The organism is Serratia proteamaculans (assembly GCF_008830365.1).
Taxonomy (GTDB): Bacteria; Pseudomonadota; Gammaproteobacteria; order Enterobacterales; family Enterobacteriaceae; genus Serratia; species Serratia proteamaculans.
On record NZ_WBKI01000003.1, the window covers coordinates 297,926 to 317,301 of the forward strand.

Sequence of the window (19,376 nt, forward strand, 5' to 3'; positions counted from 1 at the left end):
GTTATTCAGAGCTTTGCTTCACTAACTGCCATTAAATGAGTCGACGTGCTTACCCACCAGCCCGTCGGCATCCTGGATCACCACTTTTTTGGTCGCACGTTGGTAAAGGCACAGCTCTTTGCCCGGCTTGTTGTGCATAAACGCCTGCGGGTAACGGCCGCTCAGCAGCAGCGCCGAGTAACCGACGTCGTCGCCATAATGAATAATGCTTCCGGCGGCTTTGGCCCCTTTCAGTCCGCTGGCTTTCAGACAGGCCGCTTGCAGCGCTTTATCGCCACTGGCCCAGGCAGCCTCCGACGACGCCGCGACGTTGAACGCCGTGATGGCGGCGATAAATACGATTAAGGCTCTGATCATAAACTTCTCTCCTGAATAACCCAATGATTCGCAGTATATGCGGCTATTTATTATTCAGCCATCAGACGGCGACGCATTATTTACAGCTTTTTTATTCCGGGCGGAATTAAAGTTACGGCGTTTTTACAGACAGTTTTTAGGGCCACAGATAACATCATTACATCGCCAATATGGCCTCACGAGACGGATGTTTCATGTATTCTAATATTATTGGCTTCAACCCGATGCTGGCGGATATTCCCGCCACGCAGGCGCGTTCATTGCGCAAAGAAGTTGAGCAATATTTACAGCGCTACCCCAACACCGAACACGTCGATATTTATCTCAACGATTTGAACGGCCAGTTTCGCGGTAAACGCCTGCCTATCGCCGAGTTGTTCACACTGGACAAGGGTTGCTATTTCCCGCTGTCGATCTACGCCATGGATCTCGGGGGGCAGGTGATTGAAGAAAGTGGGTTGGGTCAGCAGGCCGGGGAGCCGGACAGGTTGTGCCTGCCGGTTCCCGGCACATTGCGCCCCTGCGCCCGTGACCCACAGCACCATGCCCAACTGCTGCTGACAATGACCAACACCGAAGGCGACGCCTGTGAACTGGAGCCGCGCGTGGTGCTGCAACAGGTGCTCAAACGCCTGCAGGCCAAGGGTTTCTACCCGGTGATCGCAGCAGAGCTGGAGTTTTATCTGCACGATCCGCGGCAACAACCTGCCGACGCCAGCCAGTGCCCAACGCAAAGTTTTTCTGTCGATGCCCCGGAACGCCACCATGCACTGCTCAATGACATCGAACATCAGGCCAGGCTGCAAACGCTGCCGCTGACCGGCGTGGTGGCCGAAGCGGCCTCCGGCCAGTATGAGCTGAACCTGCACCACAGCGCCCGGGTGGTGGAAGCCTGTGACCAGGTGCTGGCCCTGAAGCGGCTCACGCGTCAGGTTGCGGAGAAACACCACCAGCATGCCTGCTTTATGGCCAAACCCTGTGCACAGGCGGCCGGCAGCGGTTTGCATTTCCATATCAGCCTGCAGGATGAGCAGGGCAACAATCTGCTGGCCAGCACACCGGGTGAACTGAGCCCCGTCATGACGCAGGTGATGGCCGGCATGCTGGCACTGATGCCGGCCTCGATGGCGATACTCGCTCCGAACATCAACGCCTTCCGCCGTTTCCGCCCTGGCATGCACGTACCGCTGCGTGCCTCCTGGGGGCACAACAACCGCACGGTGGCGCTACGCCTGCCCTGCGCCGACAGTGCCAACCAGCGCATCGAATACCGGCTGGCCGGTGCCGATGCCAATCCTTATCTGGCGGTGGCAGCGATGCTGAGCGGCATGCTGTATGGGCTGGAGCACTCGCTCCCCCTCCCCCCGGCAGCCTGCGGCAACGGTTATGAAAATGACGATGCGGCGGTGCTGCCGCTCAGCCAGCAGCAGGCGTTAACGTTGTTTCGCCAATGCCCGGCGCTGCGCGAAAACCTCGGCCCGGCGTTTACCGCGCTGTGGCACACCTGCAAGACCGCCGAACTGCACCGCTTTGAAGGGCAGGTCACCGCCGCGGAAATCAGCTGGATGCTGTAACGCGCCGGACTCTGCATTCATAGGGCGAATATCTTCGCCCCCTACACCCCATGATTGAACAAGGTGAGCACCATGTCTCGTTTGGTTTTGATCTCAAATAAGCAGTGTGACAGCAAAGATTTGGCCTGCGCTACGCAGGCGCTCTCGGCCGTTGAGGCCAGTGATAATGAGCAAGGGCTGTGGCTGGGCTGGAACGGTGACGTGCAGAACTTTGGCGCCGCACCGCTGCGCCCGGTCAGCCATCAGCATCGTAGCGGCTATCAGCAAGTGACCTTTCCGCTGTCCACCGAAGAGTTTCACTTCCACTATCAGGGTTACTATCACGATGGCCTGTGGCCGGTATTCCATAACCACCCGGAGAAGGCACATTTCACGCCCGAGAACTACCGCGCTTATCGGCAACTCAACCAGCACTTCGCCGATATCGCCTGCGAGTATGTGTGCCCGAACGACATCATCTGCATTGATGATTATCAGTTGCTGCCCTGCGGCCAGGCGTTGAAGGAACAGGGGCTGTTGAACCCCTGCGCGTTCTTCTTCCATTTGCCGTTTCCGTCGGCGGCGCTGCTCAGGCAGATCCCCGAGCACCACGGCTTAATCGGGTCGCTGTTTTTCTACGACCTGATCGGCTTTCAGTCGCTCGACGACCGCAATAACTTCCTCAATTATCTGGCTAGCGAATACCCGGTCGAGATACTGCCCGACGACCAGCTACAGGTTAACGGCCATATCTTCGCCACCGGCATCTTCCCCGCCGGGATCAACGCCCGCAAGATTTACTGACTCAGAACTGCCCACCCGGTTGGCGTTGCCGCGCAGCGCCCAACCGCTCACCCCGGTTTTTTGACCGCTTAGCGCCCCTATGGCACCGCTGACTGAAATTCAGATGTCTTCCCCTGCCCCAAGCCGCAATGATGAGCTGTTCCTAAACCTATACCCGACCGTTATCCGCACCCGGGCCCCGTGCCTGAAACATCTTATAAGCGGATTAACTCACTCATTTTTGCAGATTTGAACTAAGGATATCTCGATGAACCGAGAGGGGATTTTAAAACACATACCCTGGATGCTGCTGGGGATACTCGGCGCTTCCTGCCTGGGCGTGGTAGCACTGCGCCGTGGCGAGAATATCAGCGCCCTGTGGATCATCGTCGCCTCGGTGGCGGTGTATCTGGTGGCCTACCGCTACTACAGCCTGTACATCGCCACCAAGGTGATGAAGCTGGATACCTTCCGCGCCACCCCAGCGGTGGTCAACAACGATGGCCTGAACTACGTGCCGACCAACAAGAACGTGCTGTTCGGCCACCACTTCGCCGCCATTGCCGGTGCAGGCCCGCTGGTCGGTCCGGTGCTGGCTGCGCAGGTCGGTTACCTGCCTGGCACGCTGTGGTTACTGGGCGGCGTGGTGCTGGCGGGGGCAGTGCAGGACTTTATGGTGCTGTTCATCTCCTCACGCCGCAACGGCGCATCGCTCGGTGAGATCATCAAAAAGGAAATGGGTCCGGTACCGGGCACCATCGCACTGTTTGGCTGCTTCCTGATTATGATCATCATCCTGGCGGTGCTGGCCCTGATCGTAGTAAAAGCGCTGGCAGAAAGCCCGTGGGGCGTGTTCACCGTCTGTGCCACCGTGCCGATTGCCCTGTTTATGGGCGTCTACATGCGCTTCCTGCGCCCTGGCCGGGTCGGTGAAGTGTCGGTGATTGGCATCGTGCTGCTGGTGGCATCCATCTGGTTCGGCGGCGTGATCGCCCACGACCCGTACTGGGGCCCGGCGCTGACCTTCAAAGACACCACCATCACCTATACGCTGATTGGCTATGCGTTTGTTTCCGCTCTGCTGCCGGTGTGGTTGATCCTGGCACCGCGTGACTATCTGGCGACCTTCCTGAAAATTGGTGTCATTGTCGGGCTGGCGATTGGCATCGTAATCCTCAACCCTGAGCTGAAAATGCCGGCGGTCACCCAGTTTATCGACGGTACCGGCCCGGTGTGGAAAGGCTCGGTGTTCCCATTCCTGTTCATTACCATCGCCTGTGGCGCGGTGTCCGGCTTCCATGCGCTGATTGCCTCCGGCACCACGCCGAAGCTGTTGGCCAATGAGAAAGACGCTCGCTTTATCGGTTACGGCGCGATGCTGATGGAGTCCTTCGTCGCCATTATGGCGCTGGTCGCGGCATCGATCATCGAACCGGGCCTGTACTTCGCCATGAACACCCCACCGGCGGCACTGGGCATCACCATGCCGGATCTGCACCGTTTGGGCACCGAAGATGCGCCGATGATCATGGCTTCACTGCGTGATGTGACCGCCCATGCGGCGGCGACCGTCAGCTCCTGGGGCTTTGTCATCAGCCCGGAACAGATCCTGCAGACCGCCACAGACATCGGCGAACCTTCCGTGCTGAACCGTGCCGGTGGTGCGCCTACGCTGGCGGTGGGTATCGCCCACGTGTTCCACCAGATCATTCCTGGCGCCAATATGGGCTTCTGGTACCACTTCGGTATTCTGTTTGAAGCACTGTTCATCCTGACCGCACTGGACGCAGGTACCCGCTCCGGCCGCTTTATGCTGCAGGACTTGCTGGGCAACTTTGCGCCGTTCCTGAAAAAAACCGACTCGCTGGTGGCCGGTATTGTCGGCACTGCTGGTTGTGTGGGTCTGTGGGGCTACCTGCTGTATCAAGGGGTGGTCGATCCGCTCGGCGGCGTGAAAAGCCTGTGGCCGCTGTTCGGCATCTCCAACCAGATGCTGGCCGCCGTGGCGCTGGTGCTGGGTACCGTGGTACTGATTAAGATGAAGCGCGCCAAGTACATTTGGGTCACCGTGCTACCGGCGGTGTGGCTGCTGATTTGTACCACCTACGCCCTGGGCCTGAAGCTGTTCAGCGACAATCCGCAGTTGGAAGGCTTCTTCTTCCAGGCCGGCGAGTACAAACGCAAAATCGCCGAAGGCGGCGCCGAGCTGACCACCCAGCAGGTGGCCAACATGAACCATATCGTGGTGAACAACTACACCAACGCCGGGCTGAGCATTCTGTTCCTGCTGGTGGTGTACAGCATCATCTTCTACGGGGTGAAAACCGCCATGGCGGCACACAAAAACCCGAACCGCAGCGACCAGGAAACGCCTTACGTGCCGGTGCCTGAAGAAGCGCCTTCCAACGGCGTAACTGAGGGAGACGTCAAAGTTTCACCGCAGCACTGATGGTGATTTAACGGATACCCTGCATAATGAAATCTATTATGCAGGGTCATTTTTTGGGAGAAGGCTATGTTCGGTAATCTCGGCCAGGCGGGTAAATATCTCGGGCAGGCGGCGCGCATGCTGGTGGGCGTGCCCGATTACGATACCTACGTCCAGCACATGAAAGACAACCACCCGGACAAGCCGGTGATGACCTATAAAGAGTTTTTCCGCGAACGCCAGCAGGCCCGCTACGGTGGGGACGGCAAAGGCGGCATGCGCTGTTGTTAAAAGGATCCTGAATGAAACCCATCGCAGTCACCATTCTGACCGGCTTTTTGGGTGCCGGTAAAACCACCCTGCTACGCCATATTCTGAACGCTGAACACGGCTACAAAATTGCCGTGATTGAAAATGAGTTCGGCGAAGTGCCGATCGACAACGCACTGATTGGCGATCGCGCCAGCCGCATCACCACCCTGAGCAACGGCTGCATCTGCTGCAGCAAATCCAACGAGCTGGCAGACGCGTTACTGGACTTGCTGGACGGCGTGGACCAGGGCCAACTGGAGTTCGATCGGCTAATCATTGAATGCACCGGCATGGCCGACCCCGGCCCGATCACCCAGACCTTTTTCTCGCACGAGACCCTTTGCGAACGCTTCCTGCTGGACGGTATTATCACGCTGGTGGACGCCGCACACGCCGATCAACAACTCAACCAGTTCAGCATCGCACAGGCGCAGGTGGGCTACGCCGACCGTATTCTGCTGACCAAAACCGACGTGGCACCGGACTGTGAAGCGCTGATCCAACGGCTGCAACAGATGAACGCCCGCGCACCGGTTTACCCAGTGACGCACGGCGATATCGATCTAAGTCTGTTGTTCGACATCGAAGGCTTTGTGCTGAACGACAAGCTGAACCTGACGCCACCCACCCCGCTGTTCCGCCGCATTCCACAGGCGCAGAACAACATTCAGTCGATCGTGGTGTACCACGACCAGCCGCTGGAGCTGATGCAGGTTTCAGAAGTGATGGAAGGCCTGCTGCTGGAGTACGCCGACAGCCTGCTGCGCTATAAGGGGATTTTGTCGATCCAGAACGAGCCACGTCGCCTGCTATTCCAGGGCGTGCAACGGCTGTATAACGCCGACTGGGACCGCGAATGGCTGCCCGACGAGGAACGCCGCAGTACTTTGGTGTTTATTGGGCTGAATTTGCCTGAGGAGATCATTCGCCAGCGGTTTGCCGAATTGGCGTAAGCCTGAATCCACTGGGCTGCACCTTCACCTTGCAGCCCAGCCCCTCATTTAACCTGTAAATAAGGCCCCGCGGCTACCGAATCCCGCAGCATCAGGCTGGCCGGGAAGGTTGGGCGCTTGCTCAGTTCGCCGCCGTCCAGCATCGACACCAGCCGATGGATGGTTTCCTTAATCATTTCGGTCACCGGCATTTTCATGCTGGACAGCGAGGGAATGGTATAAGGCGCCAACGGAATATCATCGAACCCTATCACTGACACGGCGGACGGCACCGGGATTTGGCATTCCGCCAGCCGCTTGATCGCGCCGATGGCCATCTCGTCGTTGCTGGCAACAATCGCGCTAAAGGTGTGGCCGCTGGCCAACAGCGTATCGACCGCCGCCATGCCGCTTTGCGCGTTCCACTTCCCTTCGACAATCAGCGCGTCTTTTACGTCAATATCATGTTCCGCCAGCGCGGATTTGTAGCCGGAGAGCCGCTCCAGCCCGGTGGGGGAATCCAGCGAGCCGGTGATGAAAGCGATATCGCGATGCCCCCGGTCGATCAACTGCTGCACCGCCGTCACGCTGGCGGCGTGTTGATCGCTGAAAATGCAGTAGCTGTCGTTGAGCCTGAGCCGACGGTTGATGACCAGGATCGGCTGCTTGTGCCGGGATATGATCTCGTCCATTTCGCTAATCGACAGAAAACGCGGGTAGATGATCACGCCGTCGCAGCGCATATCCAGCAGGTATTCAATGGCGGCTTTTTCTTCTGCGGCAGTGTGCTTGCCGTCCGCCAAAATCAGTTGGCGGCCGTGCTCTTCCATGATGCGGGCCGACTGAAACATCAGCTCGCTGAAGTAGTTACCGCTGTACAGCGTGTTGGTCACCACCAGCCCGATGGTCTGGGTGGTTTTAGTCGCCAGATTGCGCGCCAGCAGATTGGGCCGGTAACCCGTTTCGGCGATAGCTTTGTCCACCAGCTCACGTTTTTCCGGGCTGACATAGCCGCTGCCGGACAACACGCGGGACACCGTCGCTTTCGACACGCCCGCCCTGTTAGCTACCTCAAGTATTGTTGCCATCTCTGCGCCGTCAAAGTCGATTGAGTCAGCGCAGTCTACCCAAGACGCCCCCGGTTTGGAATGTTTTCACGCCCGCTTCTGCCGCCACCCCTGAACTAAAAGTGAGAGTCATCACGAAACGAAAAACAAAAAAATCATAATTCTTGCCACCAATAAGATATCGCATCATGATTTTGTGAAACCGGTTTCTTGTGGGCGTTTCATTCAGATGGAACGGCGGATCGCCCAGGCAGTAAAAGTTCGCCTTTGGGCAATCCGAATTTCTATCTAGAGAGACGATAATTCCATGCCGAAGAATTACGCAGAGATCTCCCCCGCTATCGTGAAGGCGCTGGGTGGCCTCAACAATATCGAAGCCGTTACCCACTGCATGACCCGCCTGCGGTTCGTGGTGAAAGACAAGGCGCTGATCGACACCCCGACGCTAAAGGCCATTGATGGCGTATTGGGCGTGGTGCACAGCGGTGAGCAATGCCAGGTGATCATCGGCAATGAAGTGTCGAAGGCTTATCAGGCGGTGCTGGCGCTCGGCATGCCGGGTAACCCCCCCACCGCCACTCCGGCAAAACGCAAAATCACCCTGAAAGGCATTGGTGCCGGCATTCTCGACGCCCTGATCGGCACCATGTCGCCGTTGATCCCGGCCATCATCGGCGGTTCGATGGTGAAACTGCTGGCGATGATCCTGGATATGTTCGGCGTGTTCGAAAAAGGCTCGTCGACCCTGGTGATACTGAACGTGATTGGCGACGGCGCGTTCTTCTTCCTGCCGGTGATGGTGGCCGCCTCTGCGGCGCTGAAATTCAAAACCAACATGTCGCTGGCAATCGCCATTGCCGGGGTGCTGCTGCACCCCAACTTTATCGACCTGATGGCCAAGGCGGCGCAGGGCCAGGCGGTGGAGTTCGCCTACATCCCGGTGACGGCGGTGAAATACACCTACACGGTGATCCCCGCGCTGGTGATGACCTGGATTTTGTCGTACATCGAGCGCTGGGTTGACCGCATCACCCCGGCGGTGACCAAGAACTTCCTTAAGCCGATGCTGATTGTGCTGATTGCCGCGCCGATCGCGATAGTGTTTATCGGCCCGCTCGGCATCTGGATCGGCAGCGGGATTTCGGCGCTGGTGTACACCGTGCATGGTTATTTGGGCTGGCTTTCCGTCGCCATTATGGGAGCCATTTGGCCGCTGCTGGTGATGACCGGCATGCACCGCGTATTCACCCCGACCATCATTCAGACCATCGCCGAAACCGGCAAAGAGGGCATGGTGATGCCTTCAGAGATCGGTGCCAACCTGTCGCTCGGCGGCTCTTCGCTGGCGGTGGCGTTCAAAACCAAGAACCGCGAACTGCGTCAGACCGCACTGGCCGCCGCCGCTTCCGCCATTGTGGCGGGCATTTCCGAACCGGCGCTGTACGGCGTGGCGGTGCGGCTCAAACGCCCGTTGATCGCCAGTTTGATCAGCGGCTTTATCTGCGGTGCCGTCGCCGGTATCGGCGGATTGGCCAGCCATTCGATGGCTTCGCCCGGCCTGTTCACCAGCGTGCAGTTCTTCGACCCGACCAACCCGATGAGCATTGTCTGGGTCGGCGGCGTGATGGTGCTTGCCGTGGTGCTGTCGTTCGTGCTCACGCTACTTTTGGGCTTTGAAGACATCCCGGAAAGCGAAGAGGCCCAAACCGCGACTGCTGCCCCCGCGGCGAATACCGCTAACGCGACCCATTGAGAAAATTGAGGATTGCATGCCTGATTCAACATTCCCGCAAGGGTTTTTATGGGGCGGCGCCCTGGCCGCCAACCAGTCTGAAGGTGGTTATCTGGAGGGCGGGAAAGGGCTGACCACGGTCGACATGATCCCGCATGGCCCCAACCGCATGCCGGTAAAACTGGGCCTGGAGAAACGCTTTAGCCTGCGCGAAGACGAGTTTTACCCGAGCCACGACGCCATTGATTTTTACCACCGCTACCGCGACGACATTGCGCTGATGGCGGAGATGGGCTTTAGCGTATTCCGCACCTCCATCGCCTGGAGCCGGATTTACCCGAACGGCGACGAACTGACGCCCAACCCGGAAGGCATCGCCTTCTACCGCAGCCTGTTTGAAGAATGCCGCAAATACGGCATCGAGCCGCTGGTGACCCTGTGCCATTTCGACGTGCCGATGCACCTGGTGACCGAATACGGCTCCTGGCGCAGCCGCAAAATGGTGGAGTTTTTCACCCGCTATGCCCGCACCTGTTTTGAAGCCTTCGACGGGCTGGTGAAATACTGGCTCACCTTCAACGAGATCAACATTGTGCTGCACAGCCCGTTCTCCGGCGCAGGACTCGTGTTTGAAGCAGGCGAGAACCCCGAGCAGGTAAAATACCAGGCCGTGCACCACGAGCTGGTGGCCAGCGCCCTGGCGACCCGCATTGCGCATGAAGTGAACCCCGCCAACCAGGTGGGCTGCATGCTGGCCGGCGGCAATTTTTACCCCTGGTCCAGCAAGCCGGAAGACGTGTGGGCCGCGCTGGAGAAAGACCGCGAGAACCTGTTCTTTATCGATGTGCAGGCCCGCGGCGCCTACCCTTCCTACTCTGCCCGGGTATTCCGCGAGAAAGGTGTGAGCATCGCGATGGAAGAAGGCGACAGCGAAATCCTGAAGAACACCGTCGATTTTGTTTCCTTCAGCTATTACGCCTCGCGCTGCGCCTCTGCCGATATGAACGACAACAACAGCAGCGCCGCCAACGTGGTGAAATCCCTGACCAACCCGCATATTCCGCGCAGCGACTGGGGCTGGGGCATCGATCCGCTGGGTTTGCGCATCACCATGAACATGATGTACGACCGTTACCAAAAACCGCTGTTCCTGGTGGAAAACGGCCTGGGCGCGCACGACGAGTTCAATGCCGACGGCGAGATAGAGGACGATTACCGCATCAGCTACCTGCGGGAGCACATCCGCGCCATGGCCGACGCCATCGCCGACGGCGTGCCGGTGATGGGCTACACCACCTGGGGCTGCATTGACCTGGTGGCGGCTTCGACCGGGGAAATGAGCAAACGCTACGGCTTGGTTTACGTCGACCGCGACGACCACGGCAACGGCACCCTCGCCCGCACGCGCAAGAAATCCTTCTGGTGGTACAAACGAGTGATTGCCAGTAATGGGGCCGATTTGGGGTGATGGGGTTGGGTGCAGTGAGCTGACTCTGACTTTCACTTCTGAGCTTTCGGAGCCTGGGTTTCTCAGGCTCCAGCGGTGAACTTAACGCGAGGTAGGCAATGCTTCGACCTGCAAAATCCCGTTCGATTGATTGACCGAGAATTCGGTTACGAACTCGCGAGCAAAGGGAAAATCACCCGCCTGTTGTTTTTTAGGGGATATCAGTTTTACCGAAAAATGATATTTCTGCCCTGGAGCAAATACGTAGCCTTCATCGGGGGCACATTGGTTGGGCGTGATTTCACGCAGCGGGTCGAAGAATTTGAAGTCACGATTTTGCGCCTCATCCAACCGATTAATCGAGATGCCTTCTAACTTCTCATCACCTTCAGGCATCACCGTCACACACACTGCACCATCGCGCAAAGTGACGGTTGCGGGGTAGTCGACGGGAATCCGATCCCCCATAGAAGGACAGCCTGCGAGCAAGAAAGGTAACGAAAGTATAAAAATCCGTTTCATAATTACCTCTGACGTAAAAACTTAGCTAAAACCTGCTCGTACTGTGAGCGAATTTCATTGGTTTTGGGGCCAATATACCTAACAAAACGCCCGATACCGTATTCCCAAGCACCATGACCATAGCGTATTAGCAGCCAATAATCTGCGATAATACAAGCTTGTTGCTCTAAAGAGTAGTTAGTGAGTGTCTTATTCACATCCAATTTATAGTTGTAATCAGCCGCCCAGCTAAAAGCACCTCTCAGCCGCACCCATTGCCCATGTTGATGCTGCCACACATGGGCAAGCTCATGGATAAAAAAGTGCTGTTTAGCATAGTTATTTATCTGAGAGAAATCTGCTAAATACTCCTCTTGGCGGAAATAGATTTCGCCATTGGGTGACATGCCAACATGTTTACCTTGTAGACCAAAGGGTAAGTAACTATCGCAATGGATCCATACACGGTTGTAGACTATTGATTTACCAAAAATTTGGCGAGCCATAGACATCTCACCAAGCGTTATTAAACGTAGCGTTACTTCTTCCACCTGCTGGTTTTTCTGCTCTTTCGTTAACATGAGTCAAACTCCCTATGACCATATGGAAATGGCATATTAACGATTACTTTAATCAGGGTATAGATTAGATATTTACCCATTCACAACAAATCGTAGCTACCATTGCGCTTTTTCACTTTGAAGTTGGCAATAAAAGCTCTGCCTGATGCATCCTGCAGGTTTTCTCGTTTATCTATGGGAATAAAATTCAATCTCATACTGTACAGATGGCTTTCCTGAAACGAGTAATCCCCTTGAGTTATGCAAATCCCCTTTTTCGGATCCTGATTAGCGACTTCGATCAGCTTCTCACCTGCATCACTGCTGATATAGACCGTATCTGTTTTTTCGTTTTCTTTAGGTAACGGATAAATGCAGATATCGCCATTATCTTTAGCATGGGCTGTTATGGGGATATCAGGTGCATAACGCCGGTCTAGACGGTCACCTACGCAAGCACTTAGCAAAATTACGCCGACGGCTGTGAACAATAATTTACCCTTCATATTATTCCCTTAATCATAAGCTGGGACATTGAATATATTATCAATAAATATATAGATAATAATTTAGCACCCAAGGTTACTACGAATAACTGCGATCTGCATTCCAATCCAAAGAGTAATTTAACTGTATTTCTGTACAGGTTATTCTTTCATTTTGGCGATAGCGTTATAGTTTTCGGGCTGCGTCAAAATACGCAGCCGGAGTTAGCGTTCCGAACATACACTGAGCAGCATTATGTATATAATGCTGGGGCCTAGAACATCCAGAATTATGGTGGCCCAAGCGGAGGCTTCGGAAGAAGCGCCGGTTTCCTTAGTGTCCGGTAACGCTAACTCCGTTTGGGCTACCACCATGGGTTTAGCGTCTCATGGTGGTAGCTGCACACCACACTAAGGAGAATGGCCACATGGAAAACACTTCCGCCTCACAACCTATCCCAAGCACCCTCACCCTCTATCGCCAACTGTTCAATCAGCTCGATCTCAGCACCCTAGATTCAACACAACTCCTAGACCTTGCCGCCCTCTCCGCCGAGCAGGCCGAAGGGCTCTGCCACGGCCTGATGCTGTTCAGCGATATCATGCAAAAGAACCCGCAAGCCGACGACACCCAGTGGGAACAACTGAATCATTACCTCAATGCGATGGCTCACTTGGTACCTGCGCTTTGCAATCTTTATGGCTGTGCACTGCGTGAGATGGAAGGGAAAGAGTTGGTTGGCTAATTTGAGTGGATAGTTGTATGAGGACGGCACACAAGTGGTACTGTCCTCGTTTCCAAAATCACGCACATTAGTATATGCATAATAAAAACAATAGGTTATCTAAAATCATTTGATTATAGTGGTTTGAAATATCAGCGTCTTGGGGTACAAAAAATCATAAAATGCGGCATGTTTGATATGAATATCAAATATTTTACATGAAACAAATTGCAATTCATGATCATATTCATAAAATTGATATCATTTGACGATATGATTAGCTGACAATGATTAATGATAGAGATGCCTGGGGCGACGAAGATTTAGAGGCTTCAGTACTGGCATACATTGAAATGAAGAAAAAGCATGATGCCGGTGAGGCGTTTTCAAAAACATCCTACTATAAAAAATTGGGTGAAAGATTTGGCCGCTCACCTAAATCCTTTGAATACAGAATGCAAAATATCTCCTATGCGTATTCTGAGCTGAACCGGACCTGGCTAAAAGGGCTAAAACCGGCATCGCATGTTGGTTCCAATAAATTAAAAAATATCATAGAGCTCATTTCTATTCATGATAAACCTTCGTTAGATGAAGAAAGTAAAAATTTTGATAATCAGGTTGAGAATTACTTAGAGAAAGGCATTTCTAATAAACCGACAGGTAACAGCTCACCAGCTAAAACTATTCGCCAAACCATTACTATCATCCGAGACCCAATGATAAAGGCTTATGTACTTCAGGAAGCTAAAGGGATTTGCGAGTCGTGCGGGAGTCATGCACCATTTTCAGATAGTAAAAACAAGCCCTATCTTGAAGTGCACCATCTTAAACATTTGGCTGATGGCGGTTCAGATACAGTTGAAAACACAGTTGCTATATGTCCAAACTGTCACCGTGCATTACATTATTCTAAAAATAAAAATGTATTAATCGACGATATTTACAAAAAAGTAATGCGATTAGTTAAAGAGAATTAATTAGACAGGTTCTTTGCCGGTAATTTCCAGTAGAGGACCACCATTCTTTATCCAAGAGCTAACTAAATCGAGCAAGAATTCTTCATCAAGTTTTGTTTTCCCCTGTATTGCACATTTCCATACAATCATTACTCGCCACCCCAACTCTCTGAGTTTATCTTGAACCTCCAGATCTCTCTTCCGATTGGTAGAAATTTTTACTCGCCACCAATCTTGATTTTTCTTCGGCCATTGGAAAAAATGACAATTGTGTAGGTGCCAAAAACAGCCGTTGACGAATATTACGCATTTGTACTTTGATAATACAATATCTGGTTTCCCCGGAAGTTCTTTCACGTTAACTCGATAGCGGAATCCTCGGGCATGAAGACGAAGCCTTAACCACATTTCGATACCAGTTCCCTTAACCTTGATCAGAGATCTGGTTTTTTTGTGAGGATCCTTGCTGGTGCCTAATATCATTAATCGACTCCAAATTTACATAACTCCTGTAGCGTATAAGTTACATCTAAAATAATTGCCAGATTTTCCCTATTTAATAAAAATCCGGAGCAGGATACACACCGTCACCTTCATTCGCCACTCTCCAAAAATCATTACCTATTTTACATACTCCATCTTTATCTTTCACTATTCTTATCGAAATCACTTGCCCTTTCTCAACTTTTGGCAATCCGAGTTCGCTACAAATTCTTGGATGCTCATTTTGGTGGCCAAGAATAATTATCCCCTCACTCGCCAAATAAGTTCTAGCACCTCCATTTGCCCGGACTCTTTTCATTGGGTCATCTTTCGCAGAGGCAACAATAGCAATAGTCTCCCGCTCAATGACTTTTCCTGTAAATGTTCTAAATAACTCATTAAGCCTTTGTTGACCGGAGACTCTTCTCATTATTTCCGTTCTGATAATAGGATCCATTAAAAACAACTGACTAATGGGTATTTTTACATCCTTCAATATCCAATTTATTTTCTCCCTTGAAGCCGCAGAAATCGTTCGTTTTCCATCTTGGTTCTTCCCTTCGTTTAAAATATTATTACTTATACGTATAATACCAAAACTAGCCGTCCCTTTCTCATCATCAGCTTTTACCAAAAGGCAAATATGTCCAACCGCCTCTCTAGGTATAGACCATCCCCAACCGCTACCTGTATATTTACAGTCAACCTCAACACCATTTATCGTATAATCCATTACGCTACCGTGCTCAAGCTCAAACGCTGAACGAAGTAGTATTTCAACTTTAGTTCCCAAATAGGTTTTCTCGGTTTTCTCCAACTGCCTGTAAATAAAACGCCCAGTTCGAGGACCATCGATAACCTCATCGAATGAACGCCTAATTGCTTCTGAAAACTTCCCTTTGATATTTTTCATGTTTGAAAAATACAATATAACATTATCTATATCTTTATCGGATATTAATTCATTGATTGAATTATTCATACAACCCTACATCATAAAACATTAGATGCGTGAATTATCCCTCTAACTACTATAAAAATAAAGCATTATTGATTATTAGATGTCAGCTCGAATTACCCATCCAAATGAATACCTATCTCAACCTTCTATTGTGCGAAATGACATGTATATTTAAACAGTACAAAGTGCTTTAGATCTCTTCATCTAAACGTTAGAATGTTACTTTCCTCATCAACAAGTTGGCAGGTTGCTTCTAACATGACTTATAAAGTTATCGACCTATTTTGCGGGGCTGGCGGCCTAAGTGCCGGCTTCATGTTCGGCAATGAACACCCTGATTTTGAAGGGATATTAGCCATTGATAACAATCAGCACGCCTGCGATACCTATAACGCTAATTTTCCAGGTAATCATTGCATCGCAGTGAACATCGAAGAATGGTTATCTCAGCAAGAATCCATACCACAGGCAGATATCGTTATTGGCGGCCCCCCATGTCAAGGTTTCAGCCTTCTGAATAAAAATAGAGAAGGTGATCTCCGTCGTGCGCTATGGGAACCCTACATGGATATCGTAGCTTCCTCTGGTGCAAAGATGTTTATCATGGAAAACGTGCCAGGCCTGTTGAAAAGTGATGAATTTTTAGACATTCAAACCCGCGCAAAGAAGATGGGTTTTCAGCTCGTCTACGATGTTTTAAACACTGCCGACTATGGTGTGCCCCAGACAAGACGTAGAGCTATCGTCATTGGTTACAACCTAAAATATTTTTCCGCGGATGCATTACCTGATTTCCCTCCTGCGAAGACACATATTAATCCACAACAAGCCGCACAAAGTGCAGATTTACCCGTTTGGCGGGATGTGAAATCTGTAATAGGTGACCTTGAGGATCCTCAAGGCATAGAAATAAGGGATATTCCGGCACCTTATAACTTGCATTTTGGGCGAACACCAACAGAAGTCAGCTTACGTAGGTATAAATCCGTGCCACCTGGTGGTAACCGATTTGATCTGATGAGAAATGCCCCTGAAATCACACCACAATGTTGGATCAATAAACCAAGTGGTGGCACTGATCTCTTTGGCCGTTTATGGTGGGATCGTCCATCTGTAACAATTCGAACTGAGTTTTTTAAACCGGAAAAAGGGCGTTATTTACACCCTGAAAAACACCGCCCAATTACCCATAGAGAAGCAGCAAGAATCATGACTTTCCCTGATAACTTCAAATTTTGTGGTACAAAAATTGAAGTGGCAAAACAAATCGGTAATGCCGTACCTGTTGAGTTTGCACGAAAAATCGCCAACCATGTATATAACATTTTGATTAAATTATAGATATAGATATAGATCCTCACTGTGAGTGAACTCATGATGAGGATTTCTTATAAAATATATCTATCCTCATTGCATTAACCTCATCCAACAGCATTAATTAATTTAAAAACCAATAAAGTTATTTATTCAACGAATAATACCTCTAAGATTCTTTCTGCCAAATTATGGACCCGTGATAGTTGTTTGGTTAAAAAATCACAGTAATAATCCATGGCTAAGTTTAACATCTATGGCAGCATAATCTTCATAAGCAATCAGTTCCCTACCCGCACCACGCACTATCGCCCGACCAACCGCGCGCACTGCTGCCTGATACCATCAAAAATGCATGCCGCTAATTCAGATGGGAACAGCTCAGGCAGCAGTCCAGCGACACGTTCAATAACTCCCGGGGTTGCCGCCAGCAGCTCTTCAATAATGGATTCAACCTCATGCTGGCCTAACCCGGTCATTTCACCGTGTTTTATCCAGTGGCGGCGTCGGATCTGGCTAATGAGGTAATGGTTACTGCTACCGCGAACGGCCATCGCTAGTTTGCACTTCTGCCAGGCTATCTGGCTATTCCCCGGGCCAATCACTGGCCACGCGGATAACACATCGTACAGTGGCGTCATGTGGTAACGATTTTGCGGTAAATGCGCAAGACTGAAATTCTTTGCGTGACCATCGGTCGCAGCCAGTAGCCAAAAGATAATCTGCGCCTTAAAAAAGTGTCTGCGATCTGTTTCAGCCTGATCGGAACGACTCAGTATTCCCATAATATCGGTAATACCGGGGCCACCATCTGACTGATACTTCTTCAGCGGTGAAAAGCCCAGAGCCTGGCACATATCCTCTTGTGGCAGACGGATCCACCACTGCCTATCACTCGATAGCTTCCTGTCAAAACGCTCCACGATCAGCGCTTTTTGATCTTCAAACTGCGCAATAGCCGTTCTTGCGACAGGCACTCCATAGTGCTCAAGTATGAGAGAGCAGAGCCACTCATTCTCGATGGATGTGCTCATATCAGCTCGCATATTGCCCACCAGCCCCAGCGCTAATTTGAAAATATGCGTGGTCGGCGTATTTCCCTCAGGCAAACACCACTGATTGTCATGCCACAACAGCGCTGTTTTTTCCTGAGCGCCGGCAATAGATAAACGTAGGTCGTCATCCTGGCCGTGTTGCCCCGGTAACACCGTGGCAGTATTGCGAAGCATCTCGGCAATTTGCGCCTCTGAAAGCGGGCGTTGCCTGATGGAAAAGATATGGGCGGGTTGCTCATCAATATCAAGAAGCTGTATAGCGCCAACGCAATCACGGCCAAGCTCAGCCAGTAAATCAAAGGGATCCAGACTTTCGGCATGATAACGCATTGCCAGACGTCGGCGGATCCCCTCGCTATCCGGCAGCAGGTTATCGAAATAATCGCGCACCACGCTACCACGATAAGGCTGATTCCCCGGCGTGAAAGGCAAAGAAAGCGACAAGGGTCGCCCCTGGCTATCTGCAATCCAGTCAGGCAGATATTCCAGCCGATCTTCACCTTTGCGCTTTTCCCAGTACCCCACCGGAATACCATTCATCCAAATAGCTAACCGTTGTTGCGAACGACGCATCTCATCACCACTGTTCCCGTCTGGCGGGCGAGTCTATATGAGTTGTAGAGGTTTCCTCCGTTTCACATCCCGGAGAGGTATGCTCTGAGGAAAGCACCACTTCAATGCCCAGCACATTAAACACCCGAAACAGGCGTTCCAGGCTGGCTGAAGCAGGGTTTGACTCCAGGCGCGCATAGGTCTGCTGGGTGACGCCCAACCTTTCAGAGACCTCTTTTTGCGTCAGACCTTTCGCTTTACGAAAACCCACCAGTAAAGGGCGTAGCTGGCTCAGTGTTTTTAACGGATAGACGGTATTCATAGATAGCGGCTCGCTGCCTCATCGCTGTGTACAGATTATAGGCTGTATTATTCACATTACACCCCACAGGCTGTAAATGCAAAATACAGCTTATGGAGTGTTTTAATATAAATACAGCCTAAAGGCTGTTAGTTTGGCTAAATTTATCCATAAAAAATCCACGCCGGAACGTGGATTCAATTTCATCGCCAAGGCCAAGCATCACGTTATTCGAAACAAACGTCGGGGTTATCCGCCAGCGAAACAAAATTCTTCGTATTTTTATCCAGCGTACGGATCTCGCCACTTTCGATGTCGTAAACCCAGCCGTGCAGGCGAAGGCCGTTGTTGCGCAGACCCACGGCAACGGACGGGTGAGTCTTAATATTATTTAGCTGGGCGATGACGTTCTCTTCAACCATAGCGTTAATTTTGTCGATTTCGTTATCCCACGTTTTCTTCTCTACCACCGCTTTTGCCGCGTCAGCATAGTGCAGCCAGTGGGCCACAGCAGGCATCGGGTCAAGGCACTGGCAAGAAGCTATCGCCTTCATGGCACCGCAGTTCGAGTGGCCGCAAATCACGATATCCGTAACGCCCAGTGCAACAACCGCATATTCAATGCTCGCCGACACCCCACCCGGTTCCGGGCCAAAGGAAGGAACGATATTGCCTGCGTTACGGATAACGAAAAGCTGTCCCGGGTCTTGCTGAGTCACAAGCTCGGGCACCAGGCGGCTGTCAGAACACGAAATAAAAAGCGCTTTTGGGTTCTGGCTGGAGGCAAGGCTGCGGAAGAGTTCCTTACGCTGTGGGAAAATCTCTTTCTGGAAGCTGAGGAAACCTTCAATGATATGTTGCATAACACG

At 52.0% G+C, this 19,376-nt stretch carries 21 protein-coding genes; 11 read left to right on the forward strand and 10 right to left on the reverse strand.

The window, feature by feature from the left end:
- Positions 1 to 21 precede the first annotated feature (21 nt).
- Positions 22 to 357: a hypothetical protein gene (locus F8R23_RS14860; protein ID WP_151415759.1), complete on the reverse strand. Its 336-nt coding sequence runs from the start codon at positions 355 to 357 to the stop codon at positions 22 to 24.
- 194 nt (positions 358 to 551) lie between these two features.
- On the opposite strand from F8R23_RS14860, the gene F8R23_RS14865 reads away from it, so the two are divergent.
- The 5 genes from F8R23_RS14865 (at position 552) to yjiA (ending at position 6,386) form a co-directional block, all read left to right on the forward strand.
- Positions 552 to 1,931 carry a glutamine synthetase family protein gene (locus F8R23_RS14865; RefSeq protein WP_151415760.1) on the forward strand — a complete coding sequence of 460 codons (1,380 nt, stop codon included), beginning with the start codon at positions 552 to 554 and terminating at the stop codon, positions 1,929 to 1,931.
- A gap of 72 nt (positions 1,932 to 2,003) precedes the next feature.
- Positions 2,004 to 2,714 (forward strand): trehalose-6-phosphate synthase, encoded by a 711-nt coding sequence (locus F8R23_RS14870; RefSeq protein ID WP_151415761.1) that lies wholly within the window; start codon positions 2,004 to 2,006, stop codon positions 2,712 to 2,714.
- Positions 2,715 to 2,961: 247 nt separating this feature from the next.
- Positions 2,962 to 5,142, forward strand: coding sequence for a carbon starvation CstA family protein (locus F8R23_RS14875; RefSeq protein WP_151415762.1), 2,181 nt, complete (start codon positions 2,962 to 2,964; stop codon positions 5,140 to 5,142).
- Positions 5,143 to 5,208: 66 nt separating this feature from the next.
- Complete coding sequence (locus tag F8R23_RS14880; RefSeq protein WP_004953088.1) at positions 5,209 to 5,412, forward strand: YbdD/YjiX family protein; 204 nt, start codon at positions 5,209 to 5,211, stop codon at positions 5,410 to 5,412.
- An 11-nt stretch (positions 5,413 to 5,423) separates the two neighbouring features.
- Positions 5,424 to 6,386: a GTPase gene (yjiA, locus tag F8R23_RS14885; RefSeq protein WP_151415763.1), complete on the forward strand. Its 963-nt coding sequence runs from the start codon at positions 5,424 to 5,426 to the stop codon at positions 6,384 to 6,386.
- 44 nt (positions 6,387 to 6,430) lie between these two features.
- Here the strand turns inward: yjiA and F8R23_RS14890 are convergent, their stop codons facing one another.
- Positions 6,431 to 7,453 (reverse strand): LacI family DNA-binding transcriptional regulator, encoded by a 1,023-nt coding sequence (locus F8R23_RS14890; protein WP_129937939.1) that lies wholly within the window; start codon positions 7,451 to 7,453, stop codon positions 6,431 to 6,433.
- A 286-nt stretch (positions 7,454 to 7,739) separates the two neighbouring features.
- Here F8R23_RS14890 and ascF point away from each other — a divergent pair, with 286 nt between their 5' ends.
- Both ascF and F8R23_RS14900 read left to right on the forward strand, forming a co-directional pair.
- Positions 7,740 to 9,185, forward strand: a complete 1,446-nt coding sequence (gene ascF, locus F8R23_RS14895) for a PTS cellobiose/arbutin/salicin transporter subunit IIBC (RefSeq protein ID WP_151415764.1) — start codon at positions 7,740 to 7,742, stop codon at positions 9,183 to 9,185.
- 16 nt (positions 9,186 to 9,201) lie between these two features.
- The gene (locus tag F8R23_RS14900) at positions 9,202 to 10,632 is read left to right on the forward strand and encodes a 6-phospho-beta-glucosidase (RefSeq protein WP_151415765.1); all 1,431 of its coding nucleotides are present in this window, start codon (positions 9,202 to 9,204) and stop codon (positions 10,630 to 10,632) included.
- An 81-nt stretch (positions 10,633 to 10,713) separates the two neighbouring features.
- Here F8R23_RS14900 and F8R23_RS14905 read toward each other — a convergent pair whose 3' ends face one another.
- From F8R23_RS14905 to F8R23_RS14915, 3 genes are all read right to left on the reverse strand, one after another.
- Complete coding sequence (locus F8R23_RS14905; RefSeq protein WP_129934124.1) at positions 10,714 to 11,133, reverse strand: putative T6SS immunity periplasmic lipoprotein; 420 nt, start codon at positions 11,131 to 11,133, stop codon at positions 10,714 to 10,716.
- A 2-nt stretch (positions 11,134 to 11,135) separates the two neighbouring features.
- On the reverse strand, positions 11,136 to 11,693 hold the full coding sequence (locus tag F8R23_RS14910; protein WP_129934123.1) for a type IV secretion protein Rhs: 558 nt from the start codon (positions 11,691 to 11,693) through the stop codon (positions 11,136 to 11,138).
- An 80-nt stretch (positions 11,694 to 11,773) separates the two neighbouring features.
- On the reverse strand, positions 11,774 to 12,178 hold the full coding sequence (locus tag F8R23_RS14915; protein WP_129937942.1) for a putative T6SS immunity periplasmic lipoprotein: 405 nt from the start codon (positions 12,176 to 12,178) through the stop codon (positions 11,774 to 11,776).
- Between the two features lie 235 nt (positions 12,179 to 12,413).
- Between F8R23_RS14915 and F8R23_RS14920 the strand changes: the two genes are divergently transcribed.
- From F8R23_RS14920 to F8R23_RS14930, 3 genes are all read left to right on the forward strand, one after another.
- Positions 12,414 to 12,572, forward strand: a complete 159-nt coding sequence (locus tag F8R23_RS14920; protein WP_129934121.1) for an ash family protein — start codon at positions 12,414 to 12,416, stop codon at positions 12,570 to 12,572.
- A gap of 13 nt (positions 12,573 to 12,585) precedes the next feature.
- Positions 12,586 to 12,903, forward strand: coding sequence for a hypothetical protein (locus tag F8R23_RS14925; protein ID WP_151415766.1), 318 nt, complete (start codon positions 12,586 to 12,588; stop codon positions 12,901 to 12,903).
- Between the two features lie 266 nt (positions 12,904 to 13,169).
- Positions 13,170 to 13,862 (forward strand): HNH endonuclease, encoded by a 693-nt coding sequence (locus F8R23_RS14930; RefSeq protein WP_112349026.1) that lies wholly within the window; start codon positions 13,170 to 13,172, stop codon positions 13,860 to 13,862.
- Here F8R23_RS14930 and F8R23_RS14935 read toward each other — a convergent pair whose 3' ends face one another.
- Together F8R23_RS14935 and F8R23_RS14940 are read right to left on the reverse strand one after the other, a co-directional pair.
- Positions 13,863 to 14,324 (reverse strand): very short patch repair endonuclease, encoded by a 462-nt coding sequence (locus F8R23_RS14935; RefSeq protein ID WP_151415767.1) that lies wholly within the window; start codon positions 14,322 to 14,324, stop codon positions 13,863 to 13,865. It abuts the gene before it with no gap.
- Between the two features lie 73 nt (positions 14,325 to 14,397).
- Positions 14,398 to 15,306, reverse strand: coding sequence for a NaeI family type II restriction endonuclease (locus F8R23_RS14940; protein ID WP_112349024.1), 909 nt, complete (start codon positions 15,304 to 15,306; stop codon positions 14,398 to 14,400).
- Between the two features lie 237 nt (positions 15,307 to 15,543).
- On the opposite strand from F8R23_RS14940, the gene F8R23_RS14945 reads away from it, so the two are divergent.
- Positions 15,544 to 16,626 carry a DNA cytosine methyltransferase gene (locus F8R23_RS14945; protein ID WP_112349023.1) on the forward strand — a complete coding sequence of 361 codons (1,083 nt, stop codon included), beginning with the start codon at positions 15,544 to 15,546 and terminating at the stop codon, positions 16,624 to 16,626.
- 278 nt (positions 16,627 to 16,904) lie between these two features.
- On the opposite strand, the gene F8R23_RS14950 is transcribed toward F8R23_RS14945, so the two are convergent.
- The 3 genes from F8R23_RS14950 to F8R23_RS14960 all read right to left on the reverse strand — a co-directional run bounded on the left by F8R23_RS14950 (position 16,905) and on the right by F8R23_RS14960 (position 19,370).
- Positions 16,905 to 18,227 (reverse strand): type II toxin-antitoxin system HipA family toxin, encoded by a 1,323-nt coding sequence (locus F8R23_RS14950; RefSeq protein ID WP_151415768.1) that lies wholly within the window; start codon positions 18,225 to 18,227, stop codon positions 16,905 to 16,907.
- A gap of 4 nt (positions 18,228 to 18,231) precedes the next feature.
- Complete coding sequence (locus tag F8R23_RS14955; protein ID WP_151415769.1) at positions 18,232 to 18,528, reverse strand: helix-turn-helix domain-containing protein; 297 nt, start codon at positions 18,526 to 18,528, stop codon at positions 18,232 to 18,234.
- 206 nt (positions 18,529 to 18,734) lie between these two features.
- Complete coding sequence (locus F8R23_RS14960) at positions 18,735 to 19,370, reverse strand: carbonic anhydrase (RefSeq protein WP_151415770.1); 636 nt, start codon at positions 19,368 to 19,370, stop codon at positions 18,735 to 18,737.
- Positions 19,371 to 19,376 lie beyond the last annotated feature (6 nt).